Here is a 21,156-nt window from a genome sequence, read left to right as displayed (position 1 = left end):
CGCTCATCAATCATCCTGTTCAGCCTTTATTCCCACGCCTAGACTCGGTCCATTCCAAAAAAAGGTAGGCCGACATGTCCGAGACGTTGCTCAGTTCCCGCAATCTGGCTTTCGAGCTGTACGAAGTCCTCGATGCCGAGGGCCTGACCCAGCGTGAGCGGTTCGCCGAGCACAATCGTGAGACCTTCGACGCCGCCATCGGCACCGCCCGCAACATCGCCGAGAAGTTCTTCGCCCCGCATAACCGCAAGAACGACGAGAACGAGCCGCGTTATGAGAACGGTCAGGCGATTCTGATTCCTGAAGTGAAACCGGCGGTTGATGCGTTCCTCGAAGCCGGTTTCCTCAACGCCGCGCGAAGTTTCGACGCCGGCGGCATGCAACTTCCTACATTGTTGTCCCAGGCCTGTTTTGCGCACTTCCAGTCGGCCAACGCGGCGTCGACCTCGTATCCGTTCCTGACCATGGGCGCGGCCAACCTGATCGAGAGCTTCGGCACCGAAGAGCAGAAGCAGCGCTTCCTGCAACCGATGATCGATGGGCGTTTCTTCGGCACCATGGCGTTGACCGAACCTCACGCCGGGTCGTCGCTGTCGGATATTCGTACACGCGCAGAGCCGGCGTCTGACGGCACCTATCGACTCAAGGGCAACAAGATCTTCATCTCCGGTGGCGATCACCCGCTGTCGGAAAACATCGTGCACATGGTGCTGGCCAAGTTGCCGGACGCACCGGCCGGGGTGAAAGGGATTTCGCTGTTTATCGTGCCCAAGTTTCTGGTCAACGATGACGGCAGTCTCGGCCAACGCAACGACGTGTTGCTGGCCGGGTTGTTCCACAAGATGGGCTGGCGCGGCACCACCTCCACCGCGTTGAACTTCGGCGATAACGGCGAGTGTGTCGGCTATCTGGTGGGCAAGCCGCACCACGGTTTGAGCTACATGTTCCAGATGATGAACGAGGCGCGGATCGGCGTCGGCATGGGCGCGGTGATGCTCGGTTACGCCGGGTATCTGTACTCGCTGGAATATGCCCGCGAACGTCCACAAGGCCGGGTGCCGGACAGCAAGGATCCGAACACCGCTCCGGTGGCGATCATTCAACACGCCGACGTTAAACGCATGTTGCTGACGCAAAAGGCCTACGTCGAAGGTTCGTTCGATCTGGGGCTGTACGCAGCGCGGCTGTTCGATGACACCACGACTCTGGAAACCGAAGAGGCGCGCAAACAGGCCCATGAGTTGCTGGATTTGCTCACGCCAATCGTCAAATCCTGGCCATCGGAGTTCTGCCTGAAGGCCAACGAACTGGCGATCCAGATTCTCGGCGGCCATGGTTACACCCGCGAGTATCCGGTGGAGCAGTACTACCGCGACAACCGCTTGAACCCGATTCACGAAGGCACCCACGGCATTCAGTCGCTGGACTTGCTCGGGCGTAAATTGGCGCAGAACGGTGGTGCCGGGCTCAAGCAATTGATTCGGCTGATCGCCAACACCGCCGAACGTGCTCAGGCGTATGAATCGCTGACTGCGTTGCGTGAGCCGTTGGAAAAACTGGTGGCGCGCCTGCAAACGGTGACCATCGGATTGCTGACGGACCTGGGCCAGGGCAAGGTCAACAGCAGCCTGGCGAACTCGGCGCTGTACCTGAAAGTGTTCGGGCACACGGTGATTGGCTGGCGTTGGCTGGAACAGGCGATTCGTGCTGAAGAAGGGTTGGCGAAAGGGAATGCGGCGGATGTGAGCTTCTATAAAGGCAAGCTGCAGGCGGCGCGGTATTTCCTGACCTGGGAAGTGCCGGGGTGCCACCATGAGCTGGCGATTCTGGAGGCGCGGGATGATGTGTGCCTGACCATGCAAGATGAGTGGTTCTGATTAGATCGTAGATCGGTGTAACGGCCACAAAAAGATCGCAGCCTCGTTTCACTCGACAGCTCCTACAAAGGATCCACGTAAACCTGTAGGAGCTGTCGAGTGAAACGAGGCTGCGATCTTTTGATCTTGATTTCTTAACTCAACTTGAACCCACCCATCTGCCGCGCCAAATCATCCGCCAATCGCTGCAACGTCTGGCAATCCTCACGACAAGCCCTGACTTCCCCCGCCGTCGCCCGAGCCAGGTCAGAAATCCCCTGCACGTTGCGGTTGATCTCTTCGGTCACCGCCGACTGCTCTTCCGTCGCGGTCGCCACTTGATGGTTCATGTCACTGATGCGCTCGATCTGTCCGGTAATCGCGGTCAACGACGTCCCGGTGCGCTGGCTCGACTCAACCCCAGTACCCGTCGCCGCCTGCCCCGAATGCATGGACGACACGGCATTTTCCGCGCCCTGCTTGAGGCTGCCGATCATCTGCTGAATCTCGTCGGTAGAAGACTGAGTCCGTCGCGCCAACGTCCGCACTTCATCCGCAACCACCGCAAACCCGCGGCCCATATCACCGGCGCGCGCCGCTTCAATCGCCGCGTTCAGCGCCAACAGGTTGGTCTGCTCGGAAATCCCGCGAATCACTGCGAGTACCTGATCGATCGACGCCACCTGGTGCGCCAACTCCCCCACCGCCGTGGCGGCGACGCCGATTTCGTCGGACATGCTTTCTATATGGCGGATCGAACCACCGACCACTTCCCGGGCCTGCAGCGCTTCATCGCGAGCGGTTTGCGAGGCGACCGCTGCGTTGCCTGCGTTCTGGGCGATTTCCTGTACGGTCAGGCCCATCTCGTGAACGGCGGTGGCGACCATGTCGGTCATTTCCTGCTGACGCCCGGAGCGTTCGGCGGTGTTATCCACCACCTTCGCCACTTGGCCGACGGCGGTGCGCAGACGTTCGCTGGTGGTCAGCACTTCGCCGATCATGTCGCGCTGGCTTTCGAGGAATCGATTGAAGCCCCGCGCCAGGTCGCCCAACTCATCGGCGCGGCTGGAATCTAACCGGTGGGTCAAATCTCCACCACCGCTACCGATAGCTACCAGCGCCGCTGTTACCTGACGGATCGGTCGAACCATCCCACGGGCCAGCAACACCACCAGCAACAGGCACACTATTGCAACGGCGAGACCAATACCGCTGCTCATCCACATCGCTCGGCGGGCTTCGGCGTAGATCTGCGACTGTGGCACTTCGGCCACCAGGGTCCAGCCGAGATCGCGCAGTGGCAGGCTTAGCGCCAGAAAGTCTTCACCATCGCGTGCAAAACCGCTGCTGGTGGCAGCTTTTTGACCCATGACCGCTTGCGCCGCCGGAGCGCCGATTTGCTCGGCCAACGTACGCTTGCCGCTGAATTGCGCTTCGGGGTGAACCTGGATCAAACCGTCGGAACGCACGAGATAGACCTTGCCGCGTTCACCGAAGTTGAAGTTGTGGATCAGCTCCGACAGCTCTTTCATGCTCAGCCCTAGCCCGGCAACGCCCACGACTTTGCCGGCCTGCTCGACCTTGAGGTCGATGAACAGCGCCAATTCTCCGGTCGCGGTGTCATTGTCGATATTGAGGGTGCGCGGCTGGTTGCTGTCGAGAAAGGAATAGAACCAGGCGTCCTTGGGGTTGGAGCGGCTGAGGGTCCGGTCCAGGCCTTTTTCGGTGAGATAGTGATTGGAAGCGGTGCCGACGATCAGCGCGGTAAAGGCTTTGTGCTCGGCGCGAATGCCTTCCAGATACTTCACGAACGTGTCGGTCTGGGCACTGTTTTCACCCCCGGCCAACCAGTCGCGCACCATGCTGTTGCTGGCGATGTCCTTGGCGGCGGTGAGGGGCTGGACGAGGATGCGCTCGATGTCGTTGCGCATCGCTTCGATGCTCGACGGCAGCGCTTGTTCGACCAGATAGCTCTGGGCGAGGCGGTTGACCACCAGGGTATAAACGCCAACCACGATCAGAATACTGACCAGCAGGGCGGTGCCCATACTCAGGATCAACTGCCATTGAATACTGCGTCGCCAGAACTGCATGGAACACCCCCAAAGAATAAGTGGCTGAAACACTGCAACAGCCGTGCCGATTGTATACAACACAGTCGACAAATTTATTCTTTGGTTGTGCTCAAAGCCGATCAGGCCTGATTGATCGTCTTGGCGATCACTTCAACCGTGGCGCTGACTTGCTCTTGGTAACGGTCGAGTTCCTGCTGGTGCTGCTTTTTCATTTCGATCTGCTGGGAGCACAGATTCATTGCTGCCAGTACCAACAAGCGGTCACCGATCAGTGTCGGGTATTTCTTTTTGGTGTCGGCCAGGGCCGCCTTCAACATCATGGCGGCGTCCAGCAGGGTCTGCTCTTCCCCGGCCGGCGCCTTGATCGAATAGTCCTCCCCCAGGATCGAGACGACTTTTACCCCTGCGGCGCCCTGATTCATGCGCTGACAGGGCCGGCGCTGACGCGCTCAACCAAGGCCTGGATACGTGCGGCGGTAGCGCCTTGTTTCTCTTCCTGTTCCATCAGGCTCAGTTGCAGGCTTTCGTTTTCATCCTTGGCCTGGGCCAGTTCGGCGCTCAGGGTCTGGTTGGTGCCGAGCAGGCTCTGGTTCTGTTGCACCAGGTCGCTGACCAGTTGTTCCAATTGACTCAGGGATGCTTCCAACATTTTGATTTTCCAGGCTTTTTCAAAGGGCGCGTACGATAAAGAAAAGTCACCACGGATGCCAGGGTTATTGGGGCGCAAAGCCTTGATTTTCCTGACGGGCGACCTTCCTCGCGAGTTTTAAAGACTGTGATTGGCAGATCTGGTTCCTGCACTTCGTCGCCGGAAAACGCATGCGACAAATACGCGCAGGGGCTCAAGACTTTAGTCGTAGAACCGATAAGCCATGCATACAGCAGTCTCAGCCCCGCACGGATGCGCTTTTCCCGGTAAACACCATGTCCCTCCGTAATATGAATATCGCCCCGCGGGCGTTCCTCGGGTTTGCCCTGATTGGCACTCTGATGCTGATCCTGGGGGTATTTTCCCTGAACCAGATGAGCAAGATTCGCGCAGCCGGTGAAGACATCGCCAACGCCAGCGTGCCGAGCATCAAGAGCCTCGACGAATTCACTCAGTTGACCCTGCGTCTGCGCGTGCTGTCCTACCGTTTGCTGATCAATCGTGAACCGGACGTGCAGCAAAAAACCATGGAGCTGTTCGACCAGCGCAACCAGCAGATCCGTGATGCTCAACGGGTCTACGAACCGTTGATCGACGGCCCGCAGGAACGCGCGGCGTATGACCAGTACGTGCAGTTGCTGGCGCAGTACCGTCAACTCGAAGACCGGATGAAGAGCCTGTCGCGCAACAATCAGGTGGATGAGCTGAGCAAAATGCTCAACACCGAACTGCTGACCAACTCTGAAGCGGTCAACAAGGCCCTCGCGAAGTTGCTGGAGATCAATACCCAGCAAATCGCCGAAACCGATAAAGACGCGAACGATCAATATTCGGCGTCCTTCAACCTGGTCATCACCCTGTTGGTCATCGCCACCGGCCTGACCCTGCTGTTCGCCTGGCTGCTGACCAACAGCATCACCAAGCCGATCGCCAACGCCTTGAGCGCTGCCGAAGACATCGCCGAAGGCAACCTGACCCGCCCGATTACCGTCGATGGCGAAGATGAAGCAGGCCGTTTGCTGCTGGCCATGTCGAAGATGCAGGAAAAGCTGCGCGACACCCTGCAACGGATTTCCGGCTCGGCTACACAATTGGCGTCCGCCGCTGAAGAGCTGAACAGCGTCACCGACGAAAGCGCCCGGGGCCTGACCCAGCAGAACAACGAAATCGAACAGGCCGCCACTGCGGTCAACGAAATGACCAGCGCCGTGGAAGAAGTCGCGCGCAACGCCGTGAGCACCTCCGAAGCCTCGAAAAACGCCACCACCTCCGCCGGTGACGGCCGTGACCTGGTGCAGGAAACCGTCAGCGCCATCGAACGCATGAGCGCCGACGTGCAGAGCACCGCGACGCTGATCGGTGACCTGGCCAACGAATCCCGCGACATCGGCAAGGTGCTGGACGTGATCCGTGGTTTGGCGGATCAAACCAACCTGCTGGCCTTGAACGCAGCGATTGAAGCAGCCCGTGCTGGTGAAGCCGGGCGTGGTTTTGCGGTGGTCGCGGATGAGGTTCGGGCCTTGGCGCACCGTACCCAGCAATCGACCAGCGAAATCGAACGCATGATCGGGAGTATCCAGAGCGGCACCGAGCACGCCGTGGATTCGATGCGCAACAGCACCGAACGCGCGGAATCGACACTGAACATCGCCCGTGGGGCAGGGATGTCGCTGGACACGATCAACAGTGCGATTGTCGAGATCAACGAACGCAACCTGGTGATCGCCAGCGCGGCGGAAGAGCAGGCACAAGTGGCTCGCGAAGTGGACCGCAACCTGGTGAACATCCGCGATCTGTCGGTGCAATCGGCGACCGGCGCCAACCAGACCAGCGCGGCCAGCAGCGAACTGTCGCGCCTGGCGCTGGACCTGAACAATATGGTTGGGCGGTTTAGCCTCTAAACGAAGATCGCATCACTGCCGAAAAGATCGCAGCCTCGTTTCACTCGACAGCTCCTACAGGTTTACGCAGATCCTTTGTAGGAGCTGTCGAGTGAAACGAGGCTGCGATCTTTTGATCTGCAAAAGCTTTTTGACAGCATCACATTTCAACAGGTTAGAATCGCTGGCACGCAGACTGCATGGTCAGTTTGTGCCCGCCTTTCAGCTTTCTGGAGTATTGCCTTTGAATGCGACGACCATCAACAGCCTGTTCTTGATCGGCGCGTTGCTGGTGGGTGCAAGCATTCTGGTGAGTTCCCTTTCGTCCCGCCTCGGTATCCCGATTCTGGTGATTATCCTGGCCGTGGGCATGGCTGCTGGCGTTGACGGCGGCGGCATTATTTTCGATAACTACCCAACGGCCTACCTGGTCGGCAACCTCGCGTTGGCGGTGATCCTGCTCGACGGCGGCTTGCGCACTCGGGTCGCGAGTTTCCGCGTGGCGTTATGGCCGGCGTTGTCGCTGGCCACGGTCGGGGTGCTGATTACCACCGGGCTGACCGGCATGGCGGCAGCGTGGCTGTTCAACCTGAACATCATTCAGGGCTTGCTGATCGGCGCCATCGTCGGCTCCACCGATGCTGCGGCGGTGTTCTCGCTGTTGGGCGGCAAAGGCCTGAACGAGCGGGTGACCGCCAGCCTCGAAATCGAATCCGGCAGCAACGACCCAATGGCGGTGTTCCTCACCGTGACCCTGATCGACATGCTCGCCAGCGGCCAGACCGGCCTGCATTGGAGCCTGCTCGGGCACTTGGTGCGTGAATTCGGTATCGGTGGCGTCGTCGGCCTCGGCGGCGGCTGGGTCATGTTACAACTGGTCAACCGCATCAATCTGGCCAACGGCCTCTATCCAATCCTGGTGATTGCCGGCGGCCTGCTGATCTTCGCCCTGACCAACGCCTTGCACGGCAGCGGTTTCCTCGCCGTTTACCTGTGCGGCCTGGTGATCGGCAACCGCCCGGTGCGCAGCCGTCACGGCATTCTGCACATGCTCGACGGCATGGCCTGGCTGGCGCAGATCGGCATGTTCCTCGTGCTGGGCTTGCTGGTCACGCCGCATGACTTGCTGCCCATCGCCCTGCCCGCCCTAGGTTTGGCGCTGTGGATGATCCTGTTTGCAAGGCCACTGTCGGTGATGGTCGGCCTGCTGCCGTTCAAAGCGTTCCACGGTCGCGAGAAAGCCTTTATTGCCTGGGTCGGCCTGCGCGGCGCGGTACCGATCATTCTGGCGGTGTTCCCGCTGATGGCCGGCCTGCCGCACGCTCAGCTCTATTTCAACCTCGCGTTCTTTATCGTGCTGGTGTCGCTGCTGGTGCAGGGCACGAGCCTGCCGTGGGTCGCCAAGCTTCTGAAGGTCACCGTGCCGCCGGAGCCCGCGCCGATCTCCCGTTCGGCCCTGGAAGTCCACGTCACCAGCGAGTGGGAACTGTTCGTTTATCGCCTCGGTGCCGAGAAATGGTGCATCGGCTCCCCGCTTCGCGAGCTGAAAATGCCCGAAGGCACCCGGATCGCGGCCCTGTTTCGCGGCCAGCAACTGCTCCATCCGTCGGGTAGTACGGTGCTCGAAGTCGACGATTTGCTCTGCGTGATCGGCCATGAACACAACCTGACGGCCCTCGGAAAACTCTTCAGCCAAGCCCCGCAACGGGGTCTCGATCTGCGTTTCTTCGGCGACTTCGTACTCGAAGGAGACGCCCAGCTGGCCGCGGTTGCGGCGCTGTACGGGTTGAAAGTCGAAGGCATCGATCCGGACATGTCCCTGGCCCGCTTCATTGCCCAGAAAGTTGGCGGTGCGCCAGTTGTGGGCGACCAGGTGGAGTGGAACAACACCATTTGGACGGTTGCGGTCATGGACGGGAACAAGATCGGCAAAGTCGGCGTCAGATTCCCCGAAGGAAGTCGCCCGGGTCCCGGCTTGTTCCTCTAAACTGCCATTCTTTTCACCTAGTTCCAGACCGGTATCTATGCCAACCCTGCGCTCTTTGTTCACCATTGCCCTGTTGGGCCTGAGTCTCTCCATTGGTACGTTGCAAGCCGGCGAACCGCCGTCCAGCGAAGCTGTGCAGGGAAGCCTGGACAGGATCGCCGACCGCAAATTGCCGGAAGCCGACCAGAAAGCCCTGCAATCGATTCTGCAGAACACGCTGACTCAGCTCACCAGTAAAAGCGATTACGATCAGAAACTGATCGATCTGAAGCAGCAACTGGCCACCGCGCCCAAGCAGAACATCGAGAATCAGCGTGAACTGGCCCGACTCAAGGCCACCAAGGTTGCGCCGATCGAGCAGCGATACGCCAACTCGTCGATCCAGCAACTCGAGCAGATGCTGACCGAGCGCTCTACCCAGCAAGGCGAGCTGCAAAAAGCCCTGGCCGAGGCCAACAGCCTGATCATCACCGCCCAGACCCGCCCCGAGCGCGCCCAGGCCGAGATCGCCACCAGCCAGACGCGCATCCAGCAGATCAACAACATCCTCAAGGCCGGCAAAGACAACGGCAAGACCTTGAGCATCGAGCAGCGTGACCAGCTCAACGCCGAACTCGCGGCCCTGAATGCCCTGATTCCGCTGCGCCGCCAGGAACTGGCCGGTAACAGCCAGTTGCAAGACCTGGGCAACAGCCAGCACGACTTGCTATCGGAAAAAGTCGCGCGCCAGGATCAGGAAATCCAGGAACTGCAAACCCTGATCAACCAGAAGCGCCTGGCCCAGTCCCAAGAGACCGTGACCCAACAGTCCATCGAAGCCCAGAAGTCCGGCAGCAGCAGCTTGCTGGCCACTGAAAGCGCGATGAACCTGAAACTCTCCGACTACCTGCTCAAAAGCACTGACCGCCTCAACGAAGTCACCCAGCAAAACCTGCAAACCAAGCAGCAGCTGGACAGCGTGACCCAGAGCGATTCGGCCCTGGACGAGCAAATCAACGTGCTCAAGGGCAGCCTGCTGCTGTCCAAGATTCTCTATAAACAGAAACAGGCCCTGCCGCGCCTCAAGCTCGACCGCGACCTGGCGGACCAGATTGCCGACATTCGCCTGTATCAGTTTGAAGTCAGTCAGCAACGGGAACTGCTCAGCAACCCGGCCACGTACGTCGATAACCTGCTGGCGACCCAACCGCCAGAGCAAGTCACCCCGCAGTTGCGCAAGAACCTGCTGGAATTGGCCAACACTCGCGCCGACCTGCTGGAGCGACTGAATCGCGAATTGAGCGCAGTGCTCAACGAATCCATCACGCTGCAACTCAACCAGAAGCAATTGCTCAGCACCGCGCAAAGCCTGCGGGCGACCCTCGACGAGCAGATGTTCTGGATTCCAAGCAACAAGCCGCTGGACCCGGAGTGGATGCGCGGCGTGCCGGAGCGCCTGCAACGTCAGGTCACCACGCTGCCCTGGACCTCAAGCCTGAGCGAATTGAGCGATGGCCTGGTCCAGCGTCCGCTGCTGTTCCTGCCCCTGGTGTTGTTGATCGGTGCCCTGCTGTGGCGGCGCAAGAGTCTGTACGCCCGCCTGAACAAGGTTCACCAGGACATCGGCCACTTCAAGCGTGACAGCCAGTGGCACACGCCGCAGGCGATTCTGATCAATATTCTGCTGGCGATGCCGGTCTCTCTGGGTCTGGCCTTGTGTGGCCTGGCCTTGCAGATCGATGCACGCGGGCAGAACGCCAACATGGGCGCGGCCCTGATACAAATGGGCCAGGCCTGGCTGGTGTTCTACACCGCTTACCGGATCCTCGCGCCGGGTGGCGTGGCCGAACTGCATTTCCGTTGGGAAAAACCTCAGGTCGAGTTCCTGCAGGGTTGGGTTCGACGTCTCGGATTGGTGGTCATGGCGCTGGTTGCCGTGGTGGCGGTCGCTGAATTGCAACCGGCGGCACTGGCTGATGACGTGCTCGGCATGCCGGTGGTGCTGACCTGTTATGCCTTGATGGCCTGGTTGCTCAGTCGCCTGCTGATCAGCAGCCCGACCCATAAAAGCGCTTCGCTGTTCCGCAAGGCCGTGGGGGTCATGTTCACGGTCCTGCCCGTCGCGTTGTTCGTGGCGGTGTGCTTCGGCTATTACTACACCGCGCTGAAACTCAGCGACCGGTTGATCAACACCTTGTACCTGCTGATGTTCTGGCTGGTGATCGAAGCCACGTTCGTCCGTGGTCTCAGCGTTGCGGCACGCCGCCTGGCCTACCAGCGCGCCCTGGCCAAACGCCAGGCGGCCAAAGAGGCCGGCGACGGCGAAGCAGTGATCGAAGAACCGACCCTGGACATCGAGAAGGTCAACGAACAGTCGTTGCGCCTGATCCGCCTGGCACTGCTCGGCGGTTTCATCGCGGCGCTGTACTGGGTCTGGTCGGACCTGATTTCGGTGTTCTCGTACCTCGACAACGTCACCCTCTACGAATACACCAGCGGCACCGGCGCCAACATGAGCATGGTGCCGATCAGCATCGGCGACATGCTCGGTGCGCTGATCATCATCGGCATCACCTTCGCCCTCGCGCGCAACTTGCCGGGTCTGTTGGAAGTATTGGTGCTGTCCAAGCTGAATCTGGCCCAAGGCAGCGCCTACGCGACAACCACGCTGCTGTCCTACGTGATCGCCGGGATCGGTTTCGTCTCAACCCTGTCCACCCTCGGCGTGAGCTGGGACAAGTTGCAATGGCTGGTGGCGGCGCTATCGGTGGGGTTGGGCTTCGGGATGCAGGAGATTTTCGCCAACTTCATCTCCGGCATCATGATCCTGTTCGAACGTCCGGTACGGATCGGCGACACCATCACCATCGGCAACCTGTCGGGCACGGTCAGCAAGATCCGCATCCGCGCCACGACCATTACCGACTTCGACCGCAAGGACATCATCGTCCCGAACAAGACGTTCATCACCGGGCAACTGATCAACTGGTCGCTGACCGACACGATCACCCGGGTGACCCTCAAGCTCGGCGTCGACTACGGTTCGGACCTGGACCTGGTCAAATCCCTGTTGCTGCAAGCCGCACGGGATAACCCGCGAGTGCTCAAGGAACCCGAGCCTCACGTGTACTTCCTGAACTTCGGCGAAAGCACCCTCGACCACGAGTTGCGTATGCATGTGCGCGATCTCGGCGACCGTAACCCGGTGCTCGATGAGGTCAACCGCTTCATCAACCACGAGTTCAAGAAGCAGCACATCAACATCTCGTTCCGGCAGATGGAGGTTTACCTGAAGAACCTGCACGGGCAGGAATACAAGTTGGTGCCGGTCGAGGAAGAGAAAAAAACCATCATCTCCCGCGAAGCGCCCCACGAGGCCCTGCGCGACGACCCGATGCAAGAGCCGCCCGAGACCAAACTCGACTAACCGCCTTATCCCTAGCAGAATGCTCGGACATTCTGCTGGAGATGGCCGTTGAAACCCCTCGACGAACTGACCTTCGATAATCGCTTCGCCCGCCTGGGCGACGCGTTTTCAACCCATGTGCTGCCGGAGCCTATTGCGAATCCGCGACTGGTGGTCGCCAGCCCCGCCGCCATGGCGCTGCTGGACCTGGACCCGGCAGTGGCCGAAACGCCGGTGTTCGCCGAACTGTTCGGCGGCCACAAGCTCTGGGCCGAAGCCGAACCGCGGGCGATGGTCTATTCCGGGCATCAATTCGGTTCCTACAACCCGCAGTTGGGCGATGGTCGCGGCTTGTTACTGGGCGAGGTCTACAACGAGGCTGGCGAGCACTGGGACTTGCACCTCAAGGGTGCCGGCCAGACGCCCTACTCGCGCATGGGCGATGGACGCGCAGTACTGCGCTCCTCGATCCGCGAGTTTCTCGCCTCCGAAGCACTGAATGCGCTGAACATCCCGACCACTCGCGCCCTGTGCGTGATCGGCTCCGACACGCCGGTCTGGCGTGAGAAACAGGAGCGCGCGGCCATGGTCCTGCGCCTGTCGCCGAGCCATGTGCGCTTCGGGCATTTCGAATATTTCTACTACACCAAGCGCCCCGAGCAGCAAAAAGCACTCGGCGAGCACGTGTTGGCCATGCACTTTCCCGAATGCCTGGAACAGCCGGAACCGTATCTCGCGATGTTCCGCGAGATCGTCGAGCGCAACGCCGAACTGATCGCCAAATGGCAGGCTTATGGTTTCTGTCATGGCGTGATGAACACCGACAACATGTCGATTCTGGGCATCACCTTCGACTTCGGCCCGTTCGCGTTCCTCGATGACTTCGACGCCAATTTCATCTGCAACCACTCCGATGATCAGGGCCGCTATTCCTTCAGCAATCAAGTGCCGATCGGCCAATGGAACCTCAGCGCCCTGGCCCAGGCCCTGACGCCGTTCATCAGCGTCGAAGCCCTGCGCGAAACCCTCGGCCTGTACTTGCCGCTGTACCAGGCGCATTACCTCGACCTCATGCGCCGCCGCCTCGGGCTGACCATTGCCGAAGACGACGACCAGAAACTGCTGGAGCGTTTGCTGCAATTGATGCAGAACAGCGGCGTTGATTACACGTTGTTCTTCCGTCGCCTCGGGGATGAATCACCGGAACTGGCCGTCGCCCGTTTGCGCGATGACTTTGTCGACATCAAGGGCTTCGATGCCTGGGGCGAACTGTATATCGCCCGGGTGGCCCGTGAAGGCGCGGTCGATCAGGAACAGCGTCGGAGTCGGATGCACGCGGTCAATCCGCTGTACATCCTGCGTAACTATCTGGCGCAGAAGGCTATCGATGCAGCAGAGAGTGGCGACTATGCGGAGGTTCGCCGTTTGCATGCAGTCTTGAGCAATCCGTTCGAAGAGCAGCCGGGGATGGAGAGCTACGCCGAGCGGCCGCCGGAGTGGGGCAAGCATCTGGAGATCAGTTGTTCGTCGTGAGGTCCGCCAGCTAACCGTTTATCAAATGAACAGGGACGTTCCATGCATTACCAACAGCATCTCAGCGTTGGCGAACTGATCGGTATTCTCAGGAAACAGGAAAAAAACCTGCATTTCTGTGTCTATGGCGCTCAAGACTCCAGCACTATCACCTTGCAAACCTTATGCGTGATCGAAGCCTTTCCCCGGATCACCGACAACGACGAAGAAATCTACCCGGACTTTGTCGTCCGCCAGGGTCTTGAGTTCTGGTTCAGCGACGAGCTTCTGGAAGATGTGGTGATGAGTGCTCTGCATCACAAACCGTCGGTGACGGACCCCGAGTTGCTGGAGGCGATCGGGTATTACGCCGAGCACGATTGCTTCATGAGTTTCGACTGATCCCCTTTCAGAAAACCCGTGAAATTTCACGACAAGGACGTTTCCGTGCATTTCTCTAACACCCAGCGGCAAGACGAGGGATCGGTGTGATCAGCAAAAGCGACTTTGAAGGGCTGCTGATCCTCGGATTTGGAATGCTCGTGCTCTACAAGGTGATTCCCATCGCCTGGAAATATTTCTCCCTGGCCAGATCAACCCGACGCTTTATCAGGAACGCGGTGCCGGTTCGTCAGCTCAGCGACGAGGAGAGGGCCGCGCTCAAATTTCTCGGCGGACCCGCCAGAGGGTTTATTCATCTGGTCGGGGTCACGCAACTGCCGCTGCACAAGCTGGCTAACGTGCAAGGCGCGAAAGCCGCGGTTTATCAACTGCGCGGACCGTTAGGCGGATGGGGCTACCAGATGCATCCGGGAGGAGAGGTGCATTACGCGATCCAGCATGTAGAAGTGTTCATGCCGCTGGAAGACATTACCGCCTGCACGACAACGGACAATCTGGTCGAGGTGGTGTTCTGCAAGAAGATCGGAGTCATCCTCACCTGCAACGACCAGTATTCCCTCGTCGACACCAGCGCTAAATGGCAGACATTGTTGCTGCAGCAAAACGATGAACCCTCGTCGTGATGAGCCCCTCTGAGCACAAGGACTTCGTCGCCCACGAACCGGACTCGATCATGCCCGCACTCATGACCTGGTCGGTCAAGGTGCAGACCCAGCCGGCCGGAGCATGGGATATCGCCATGGCGTTGCTGGTGCTGCCTGGAATCGCCGCCCTGGCCAACGGCCTGTATGAAGATCACTTCGCCCTACCCGGCCATGCGGAAAAATCCGTGCTGTTCAGCAGCATCTTTGGCGTGGTCTGGTTGCTGATCGTGGGCTACATGTGGCTCATGGTGGTTCGCCGCAAGACTGTCCATCACTACGGCATCCACCCCCGTAATGGCTGGCACCTGCATTTATTGGCCGTCCCACAACATGGCCGCCTGATCCTCAATCTGCTGCGGACCGGCGTCCCGCTACTGAGCCTCGTTCTGGTACTCGGCAACCCGCCGCTGGCCTGGTTACTTGCTCCGCCCGTTGCAGCGATAATGTTGGGCCCACGCTCTTGGCTAGGGCTGGACATCGACACGCACACGCAGATCTCGGCGCCCTGGAGTTCATATCAGCAAGTGCTGATCGACCGCCAAAACAACCGGGTTGTCGCCAGTCACTCGGACCTCGGTGACGGGTTCGAGGCGCATCTGCCAGAGCACCTGCTGGACAGCTACCTCAATACCCTGAGGTCGTTATTGCCGGACAATGCGCTGTTCGTGCACAACCGCTGACATCCAGTGCAACTTGAAATGCGCCCACGCGCCACCACTTAACCTACTACTTATCGATTTTTGCGGAGCTGTACGCATGTCCGAGCCAATGCTGATCCCCTGCCCCCACTGCAACGGCCTCAATCGCATCCCAGCCGAACGCCTCAGCGACCATCCGAAATGCGGGCGCTGCAAGGCAGAGGTGTTGCTGAGCAAACCCTTCGAATTGCAGCAGGGCGATTACGCCAGCCAGATCAAGGGCGATCTGCCGCTGCTGGTGGACGTGTGGGCGGAGTGGTGTGGGCCGTGCAAGTCGTTCGCGCCGGTGTTCGAGCAGGCGGCGGGGCAGTTGGCGGGCAAGTGTCGGTTGGCCAAGCTCGATAGCGAGGCGAACCAGCAGTTGTCGGCGCAATTGGGGATTCGCTCGATTCCGAGTTTGATTCTGTTCAAGAACGGCCGGGAAGTGGCGCGCCAGAGCGGGGCGTTTCCGCTGCCGCAGTTGATGAGTTGGTTGCGTAGCCAGGGAATCTAAAGCCACCCCGAATCAAAACTGTGGGAGCGGGCTTGCTCGCGAAGGCGGTGTGTCAGTCGACATCAACTTTGACTGACACGACGCCTTCGCGAGCAAGCCCGCTCCCACATGTGTTCTGTGTTGCCTGTAAGGATCAGGCGTTTTCCAGCAGGTTGTGCAGCTCGACAAACTGCTGAGTCAGTTTGTGTCGCGGATCAAGGTGAATCAGCGGTGTGTTGGCCTGGTGGGATTCGCGCATGCGCACCGAGCTGCCCAGGTACACCGGCAACACCGGCAAGCCTTCGGCAATCAGCTCGTCGAGGATTTGCTGGGGCAAACTCGCGCGAGCCTGGAACTGGTTGACCACGATGCCTTCGACTTCCAGGCCTTCGTTATGGTCTTCCTTCAACTCTTCGATTTCCGCCAGCAGGCCATACAGCGCCTGGCGCGAGAAGCTGTCGCAGTCGAAAGGGATAAGTACCCGATCAGCGGCAATCAACGCCGATACCGCATAGAAGTTCAGCGCTGGCGGGGTATCGAGGTAGATCCGGTCGTAGTCTTCGCTCAACTCGTCGAGCAATTTACGCAGCTTGTTGATCTTGTGTTTCGCCTCAAGCTTGGGCTGCAAGTCGGCCAGCTCGGCGGTGGCGGTGATGACGTGGAGGTTGTCGAACGGGGTTTCGTAGATATCGACCTGGTTTTTCTTCGAGAACGGCCCGGACGACAGGGTCTGCTTGAAGAAGTCGGCGATCCCCATGGGGATGTCATTACCGGTCAGGCCGGTGAGGTACTGAGTGGAGTTGGCCTGGGCATCGAGATCCACCAACAGGGTGCGATAACCCTCACTGGCACTGACCGCAGCCAGATTGCAGGCAATGCTCGACTTACCCACCCCACCTTTCTGATTGAACACCACGCGCCGCATGTCAAAACCTCCGTGTATCAAAGAATGACCGAGTGTAGTAGTCCACGGCGTCGCTTAGCTACCTCGCAGGCATGGGGACTACACAGTCAGGAGCAATCTCCTGATGAAAAAAGCCGCGAACTCACGCGTTGATCGCAGACAGAACCGACAGACTTGCCCGCCCCGACGTGGATAATGGCCATACGACAGCTTTTTCACGGACCAAACGGTACATTTGATTGCGCAAAATGTAACCAGCATTTGCTACACGCCCGTCGCACCGGGATAATGCGCGCCACTCGGCGTTAAGCGCCACGTCAGGTCGGCCGCAGATTTTGCGACTCACCGCGTCAAGGAAAGCCCGCAGGGGCGGGATGAATCTTTGTGATCAACTTCAACATCGCCCAATGGCGCGCATGGGCCCCTGGGCTCGAAAGCGTGGACGATTGGCAGGCCTGGAGCCGACAACCGGTCGTGCTCCCGTGCAGCGATGCCGCCCCCGACGTATCGTTTCTGCCGGCCATGCAGCGCCGGCGACTCAGCCGCCTGGCGCGGATGGCCTTCAGCGTTGGCTGGCCGTTGGCCGATGGTCGGCAGGACCTACCGTTGGTCTTTATTTCCCGTCACGGCGAGACCCCGCGCACCTTCGATATTCTCAGCGACCTGGCGGCCGATCAGCCTCTGTCGCCGACCCAGTTCAGCTTGTCGGTGCACAACGCGATCATTGGCCTGTGGTCGATCATGCGCGGCGAAACCAGCGAAATGACCGCCCTCGCCGCCGCTGGTGACGGGCTTGAACACGGCATGCTTGAGGCTGCGGCGCTGCTTTCGGAAGGTGCGCCCGCCGTGCTGCTGGTGGTCACTGAAGAACAACCGCCAGAAGCCTATTCGGCCTGGATCGACGATGTGCCGTTTCCTTATGCGGTCGGTCTGTTGCTCACCCCCGGCACCGACTGGCGGCTGTCCCTGAACAGCAACCCGGATGAGCTGTCCAACGCTCACTGGCCCCATGCCTTGAATCTATTGCGTACCCTGCTCGGCCAGCAGTCAACCTGCCAACATGCCTGGAAAAATCGTGTATGGACCTGGCAACGCAACCCGTAATCGATAAAAACCGCGACGCCTACTACTGGCGCCTGCTGGCCACCGCCGCGAGCTTCACCCTGTTCGGGTTGGGCGGGCTGTGCCTGCGTCTGCTGGTTTTCCCGCTGCTCGGCTGCCTGCCCGGCGATGCCCAGGCCCATCGGCTGCGCGCGCGGAAAATCGTCAGTCGCTGTTTCTGGTTTTTTGTCCGTTTCATGGCCCGCACCGGCGTGCTGACCTACGACATTCAGGGCGCCGAAAAACTCGGGCGACCGGGGCAGATGATCATCGCCAATCACCCGTCGTTGATCGACGTCGTGTTTTTGATTGGTCTGATGCCGCACACCAATTGCGTCGTCAAAAAGAGCCTGTGGGAGAACCCGTTTACCCGTGGCCCGTTGCGCCGTACCGAATACATCAGCAACGACGGCAGCATGGACATGCTCGACGCCGCTGCCGACGCGCTGAAAAGCGGCCAGTCCTTGATCATTTTCCCAGAAGGCACGCGCACCCAACCGGGCCAGCCGCCGGCCTTTCATCGGGGTGGCGCGGCCATTGCCCTGCGGGGTGCGAAAATCCTCACCCCGGTGATTATCAAGGTCAGCCCGACCACATTGACCAAGGCCGAGCCCTGGTATCGGATCCCAAAACGCCGCGTGCACTTCAGTTTCCGTGTCGGGGCCGATATAGACCCACAGGCCTTTGCCGCACAAGGCCCTGCGCCCCAGGCGTCGCGCAAGCTCAACGATTACCTGCATCACTACTTTATTAAGGAGCTCGCCGAAGATGAGCGATCTGCACCGTGAGATAAAAAACCTGATCATCGAAGCCCTGGGCCTCGAAGACATCAGCGCCGATGACATCGGCGACGACCAGACCCTGTTCGGCGAAGGCCTGGGTCTGGACTCGGTAGACGCTCTGGAACTCGGCCTGGCGATCCAGAAAAAGTACGGCATCAAGATCGATGCCGACGCCAAGGACACCCGTAACCACTTCAGCAACGTGACGAGCCTTGCGGCATTCGTCACTGCAAAACAGGCAGCTTGAGACCGGACCATGCAAACTCGTGACGATATCTTCAACACCCTGCGCGATGCCCTGGTCGAACTCTTCGAGCTGGACCCTGAGCGCGTGAGCCTGGAATCCAACCTGTATCAGGACCTGGAAATCGACAGCATCGACGCCGTCGACCTGATCGATCACATCAAGCGCCAGACCGGCAAGAAAATCGCCGCCGAAGAATTCAAATCGGTGCGTACCGTCAGCGACGTGGTCGAGGCGGTCTACCGTCTGGTTCAACCGGCCGCATGAGCCGAGTGATCGGCCTCGGCCTGCTGCTGGCGGGCCTGCTGTACCCCTTTGCGGTGTATTTCGGCATGGAGCACTTCGCGCCGTGGCAGTTCGGCCTGTTGCTCGGCAGCCTGTGGCTGGCGCGCGCACTGACCGGCGTACGCCGACCAGGCAGCCTGTGGATGGCCATCGTGGCCATCGTGTTTTGCCTGTTGCTGGCGGTGTTCGATAGCCCGGCGCTGCTGCGTTGGTACCCGGTGCTGATCAGCGGTTTCATGCTGGCGCTGTTCGGGCTGAGCCTGAAATACGGCCCGCCGATGGCCGAACGCCTGGCCCGCCTGCGTGAACCGCAGTTGCCGGCCAAGGCAATTGTTTATACGCGCCAGGTCACGCTGGCCTGGAGTGTGTTTTTTTTCTGCAACGGTTTGTGCGCCGCCGCGCTGACCCTTTGGGCGCCGCTGAGTTGGTGGATGTTGTACACCGGCCTGATCTCCTACGGGTTGATCGGCCTGATGTTTGCCATTGAATGGCTAATACGACAACGGGTACGAGGCCACCCATGACTTGGATAACACTTGAGCAATTGTTGCTCAAGGCTCAGCCGGAACGCGCCTTGACGGCCGAGCCGGCGTTGAATCACGCGCAACTCTGCGAACAGGCCCTGAGCCTCGCCGCCGGCCTGCAAGCCCAGGGCGTGCGGCGCATTGCCGTGCACCTGGAAGATGCCGCCGACCTGGCGATCGCGCTGCTGGGCGCCTGGCGTGCCGGGGTCAGCGTGTTGCTGCCCGCCGATTTGCAGCCGCAAACGCGCCAGCGCTGGTCGACGGAAGTCGATCTGTGGCTGACCGATCAGGCTGACGATGCGCATTTGGCCGATTATCAGCATTCGCCGATGCCCGCCGCCGCGCTGGATCTGGATCGCTGTCAGTTGAGCCTATGCACCTCCGGCTCCAGTGGCGAACCCAAGCGCATCGACAAGACCCTGCGGCAACTGGCCAATGAAGTCGAAGCCCTCGAACAGCTGTGGGGCGCGGATCTGGGCCAGGCTTGCATCATCGGCAGCGTCGGCACCCAACACATCTACGGTTTGCTGTTCCGCGTGCTTTGGCCGCTGTGCGCTGGGCGCCCATTCGTGCGCAAGCAACTGGCGTTCCCGGAAGACTTGCAGCGTGCCAGCCGCGAACATCCGGCGTTCGCCTGGGTTGCCAGTCCGGCGCTGCTCAAGCGCATGGGCGACAACCTCGACTGGCCGGCCTTGAGCGCGGTGCGCCGGGTGTTTTCCTCCGGTGGCGCCCTGCCCGCCGAGGCTGCGCAAAGTCTGTTCGAACGCCTGGAACAATGGCCGACGGAAATCCTCGGCAGCTCGGAAACCGGCGGCATCGCCTGGCGCCAAGGGCAAGACCTGTGGCAGCCGTTCGCCGACGTCATGCTGAGCCAGGACAGTGACGGCGCCCTGCTCATCGCCTCGCCGTACCTGCCCGCCGACCACATCGAACACACCGCCGACGCCGCACGGATCGCCGCTGACGGCCGTTTCGAACTGCTGGGACGGCTGGACCGGATCGTCAAACTGGAAGAAAAACGTATCTCGCTACCGATGCTGGAACAGGCACTGATGGCCCACGATTGGGTCGCCGAAGCGCGCCTCGGCGTGGTTCAGGAAAACCGCGCCTCGCTGGGCGCACTGCTGGTGCTCAGCCAACAGGGGCTGCATGCCTTGCGCAATCAGGGGCGACGCACCCTCACTCAAGAATTGCGTCAGCACCTGAGTCAGCATTGCGAAGCCCTGGCCTTGCCTCGGCGCTGGCGCTTGCTGCGACAACTGCCGTTGAACGCCCAGGGCAAACTGCCCCAGGCCGACGTCGAAACCCTGTTGCTGGCCCCGCGCCCCAAAGCGCCGGACGTGCTGCAACAGGTTGAAACCGATGGCGAGTGGAGCCTGCAACTGGCGGTGCCGCCGGACTTGGCCTACTTCAGTGGCCACTTCCCACAAGCACCGGTTTTGCCCGGTGTAGTGCAGGTGGATTGGGCGCTGAGCCTCGGCCAGCAACTGATGGACCTGCCGACCAAATTCGCTGGCATGGAAGTGCTGAAATTCCAGCAACTGGTGCGCCCTGGCGATGAAATCCAGTTGCACCTGCGCTTCGACCCGGTGCGCAGCAAGTTGTATTTCGCCTACCGCAACGACACCGCCACCTGCTCCAGCGGGCGGATCGTGCTGGAGGCAGCGCATGCATAGGTTTGGTGAGTGCTGCGCACTCATTCGCGAGCAAGCCCGCTCCCACATTGGATCCGGGAATGACACAGTCCCCATGTGGG

The 21,156-nt window shown here is 60.2% G+C and carries 19 protein-coding genes and 1 pseudogene; 16 read left to right on the top strand and 4 right to left on the bottom strand.

The annotated features are described in order from the left end of the window. Positions 1–74: 74 nt before the first annotated feature. Positions 75–1,877, top strand: a complete 1,803-nt coding sequence (locus tag LOY68_RS02300) for an acyl-CoA dehydrogenase (RefSeq protein WP_265042677.1) — start codon at positions 75–77, stop codon at positions 1,875–1,877. A 134-nt stretch (positions 1,878–2,011) separates the two neighbouring features. Here LOY68_RS02300 and LOY68_RS02295 read toward each other — a convergent pair whose 3' ends face one another. The 3 genes from LOY68_RS02295 to LOY68_RS02285 form a co-directional block, all read right to left on the bottom strand. Beyond that, entirely contained in the window at positions 2,012–3,949 is a 1,938-nt protein-coding gene (locus LOY68_RS02295) for a methyl-accepting chemotaxis protein (protein ID WP_265042676.1), read from the bottom strand. Between the two features lie 101 nt (positions 3,950–4,050). After that, entirely contained in the window at positions 4,051–4,353 is a 303-nt protein-coding gene (locus tag LOY68_RS02290) for a cell division protein ZapA (RefSeq protein WP_054053209.1), read from the bottom strand. Further along, complete coding sequence (locus LOY68_RS02285) at positions 4,350–4,580, bottom strand: hypothetical protein (RefSeq protein ID WP_054053207.1); 231 nt, start codon at positions 4,578–4,580, stop codon at positions 4,350–4,352. The genes LOY68_RS02290 and LOY68_RS02285 overlap by 4 nt, the downstream gene beginning before the upstream one ends. Before the next feature lie 170 nt (positions 4,581–4,750). On the opposite strand from LOY68_RS02285, the pseudogene LOY68_RS32185 reads away from it, so the two are divergent. From LOY68_RS32185 to trxC, 9 genes and pseudogenes are all read left to right on the top strand, one after another. Continuing rightward, positions 4,751–5,626: pseudogene (locus LOY68_RS32185) on the top strand (MCP four helix bundle domain-containing protein); the annotation flags it as partial. Then, on the top strand, positions 5,609–6,481 hold the full coding sequence (locus LOY68_RS32180) for a methyl-accepting chemotaxis protein (RefSeq protein WP_401327203.1): 873 nt from the start codon (positions 5,609–5,611) through the stop codon (positions 6,479–6,481). The pseudogene LOY68_RS32185 and the gene LOY68_RS32180, both read left to right, overlap by 18 nt. A 223-nt stretch (positions 6,482–6,704) precedes the next feature. Continuing rightward, a complete protein-coding gene (locus LOY68_RS02275) occupies positions 6,705–8,447 on the top strand; it encodes a potassium/proton antiporter (RefSeq protein WP_054053202.1) in 1,743 nt (580 codons plus the stop codon). 37 nt (positions 8,448–8,484) lie between these two features. Then, the gene (gene mscK, locus LOY68_RS02270; protein WP_163907911.1) at positions 8,485–11,853 is read left to right on the top strand and encodes a mechanosensitive channel MscK; all 3,369 of its coding nucleotides are present in this window, start codon (positions 8,485–8,487) and stop codon (positions 11,851–11,853) included. A 48-nt stretch (positions 11,854–11,901) separates the two neighbouring features. Then, positions 11,902–13,365 carry a protein adenylyltransferase SelO gene (selO, locus tag LOY68_RS02265; RefSeq protein ID WP_265042674.1) on the top strand — a complete coding sequence of 488 codons (1,464 nt, stop codon included), beginning with the start codon at positions 11,902–11,904 and terminating at the stop codon, positions 13,363–13,365. A 42-nt stretch (positions 13,366–13,407) separates the two neighbouring features. Next, complete coding sequence (locus tag LOY68_RS02260; RefSeq protein WP_265042673.1) at positions 13,408–13,746, top strand: hypothetical protein; 339 nt, start codon at positions 13,408–13,410, stop codon at positions 13,744–13,746. A gap of 86 nt (positions 13,747–13,832) precedes the next feature. Continuing rightward, positions 13,833–14,369: a hypothetical protein gene (locus LOY68_RS02255; RefSeq protein WP_265042672.1), complete on the top strand. Its 537-nt coding sequence runs from the start codon at positions 13,833–13,835 to the stop codon at positions 14,367–14,369. Then, the gene (locus LOY68_RS02250; protein ID WP_265042671.1) at positions 14,369–15,070 is read left to right on the top strand and encodes a hypothetical protein; all 702 of its coding nucleotides are present in this window, start codon (positions 14,369–14,371) and stop codon (positions 15,068–15,070) included. Before LOY68_RS02255 ends, LOY68_RS02250 begins: the two co-directional genes overlap by 1 nt. Before the next feature lie 76 nt (positions 15,071–15,146). Then, positions 15,147–15,581, top strand: a complete 435-nt coding sequence (gene trxC / locus LOY68_RS02245; RefSeq protein ID WP_265042670.1) for a thioredoxin TrxC — start codon at positions 15,147–15,149, stop codon at positions 15,579–15,581. A gap of 133 nt (positions 15,582–15,714) precedes the next feature. Here trxC and LOY68_RS02240 read toward each other — a convergent pair whose 3' ends face one another. Continuing rightward, positions 15,715–16,485 (bottom strand): ParA family protein, encoded by a 771-nt coding sequence (locus LOY68_RS02240; protein WP_054053184.1) that lies wholly within the window; start codon positions 16,483–16,485, stop codon positions 15,715–15,717. A 357-nt stretch (positions 16,486–16,842) separates the two neighbouring features. Here LOY68_RS02240 and LOY68_RS02235 point away from each other — a divergent pair, with 357 nt between their 5' ends. From LOY68_RS02235 to LOY68_RS02210, 6 genes are read left to right on the top strand one after another with little or no spacing between them, the layout of a single operon-like run. Further along, on the top strand, positions 16,843–17,568 hold the full coding sequence (locus LOY68_RS02235) for a beta-ketoacyl synthase chain length factor (protein WP_265045742.1): 726 nt from the start codon (positions 16,843–16,845) through the stop codon (positions 17,566–17,568). Continuing rightward, the gene (locus LOY68_RS02230) at positions 17,544–18,353 is read left to right on the top strand and encodes a lysophospholipid acyltransferase family protein (RefSeq protein WP_163907907.1); all 810 of its coding nucleotides are present in this window, start codon (positions 17,544–17,546) and stop codon (positions 18,351–18,353) included. The genes LOY68_RS02235 and LOY68_RS02230 overlap by 25 nt, the downstream gene beginning before the upstream one ends. Next, positions 18,334–18,594: a phosphopantetheine-binding protein gene (locus LOY68_RS02225; protein WP_265042668.1), complete on the top strand. Its 261-nt coding sequence runs from the start codon at positions 18,334–18,336 to the stop codon at positions 18,592–18,594. Before LOY68_RS02230 ends, LOY68_RS02225 begins: the two co-directional genes overlap by 20 nt. 9 nt (positions 18,595–18,603) lie before the next feature. Further along, complete coding sequence (locus LOY68_RS02220) at positions 18,604–18,858, top strand: acyl carrier protein (protein WP_007992314.1); 255 nt, start codon at positions 18,604–18,606, stop codon at positions 18,856–18,858. Then, complete coding sequence (locus LOY68_RS02215; protein WP_265042662.1) at positions 18,855–19,400, top strand: hypothetical protein; 546 nt, start codon at positions 18,855–18,857, stop codon at positions 19,398–19,400. Before LOY68_RS02220 ends, LOY68_RS02215 begins: the two co-directional genes overlap by 4 nt. Then, positions 19,397–21,076 carry an AMP-binding protein gene (locus tag LOY68_RS02210; RefSeq protein WP_265042660.1) on the top strand — a complete coding sequence of 560 codons (1,680 nt, stop codon included), beginning with the start codon at positions 19,397–19,399 and terminating at the stop codon, positions 21,074–21,076. The genes LOY68_RS02215 and LOY68_RS02210 overlap by 4 nt, the downstream gene beginning before the upstream one ends. The last annotated feature ends 80 nt before the right edge of the window (positions 21,077–21,156 follow it).

Source organism: Pseudomonas sp. B21-053 (assembly GCF_026016365.1).
GTDB classification, from domain to species: domain Bacteria; phylum Pseudomonadota; class Gammaproteobacteria; order Pseudomonadales; family Pseudomonadaceae; genus Aquipseudomonas; species Aquipseudomonas nunensis.
This window is presented reverse-complemented; position numbering and strand designations above follow the sequence as displayed.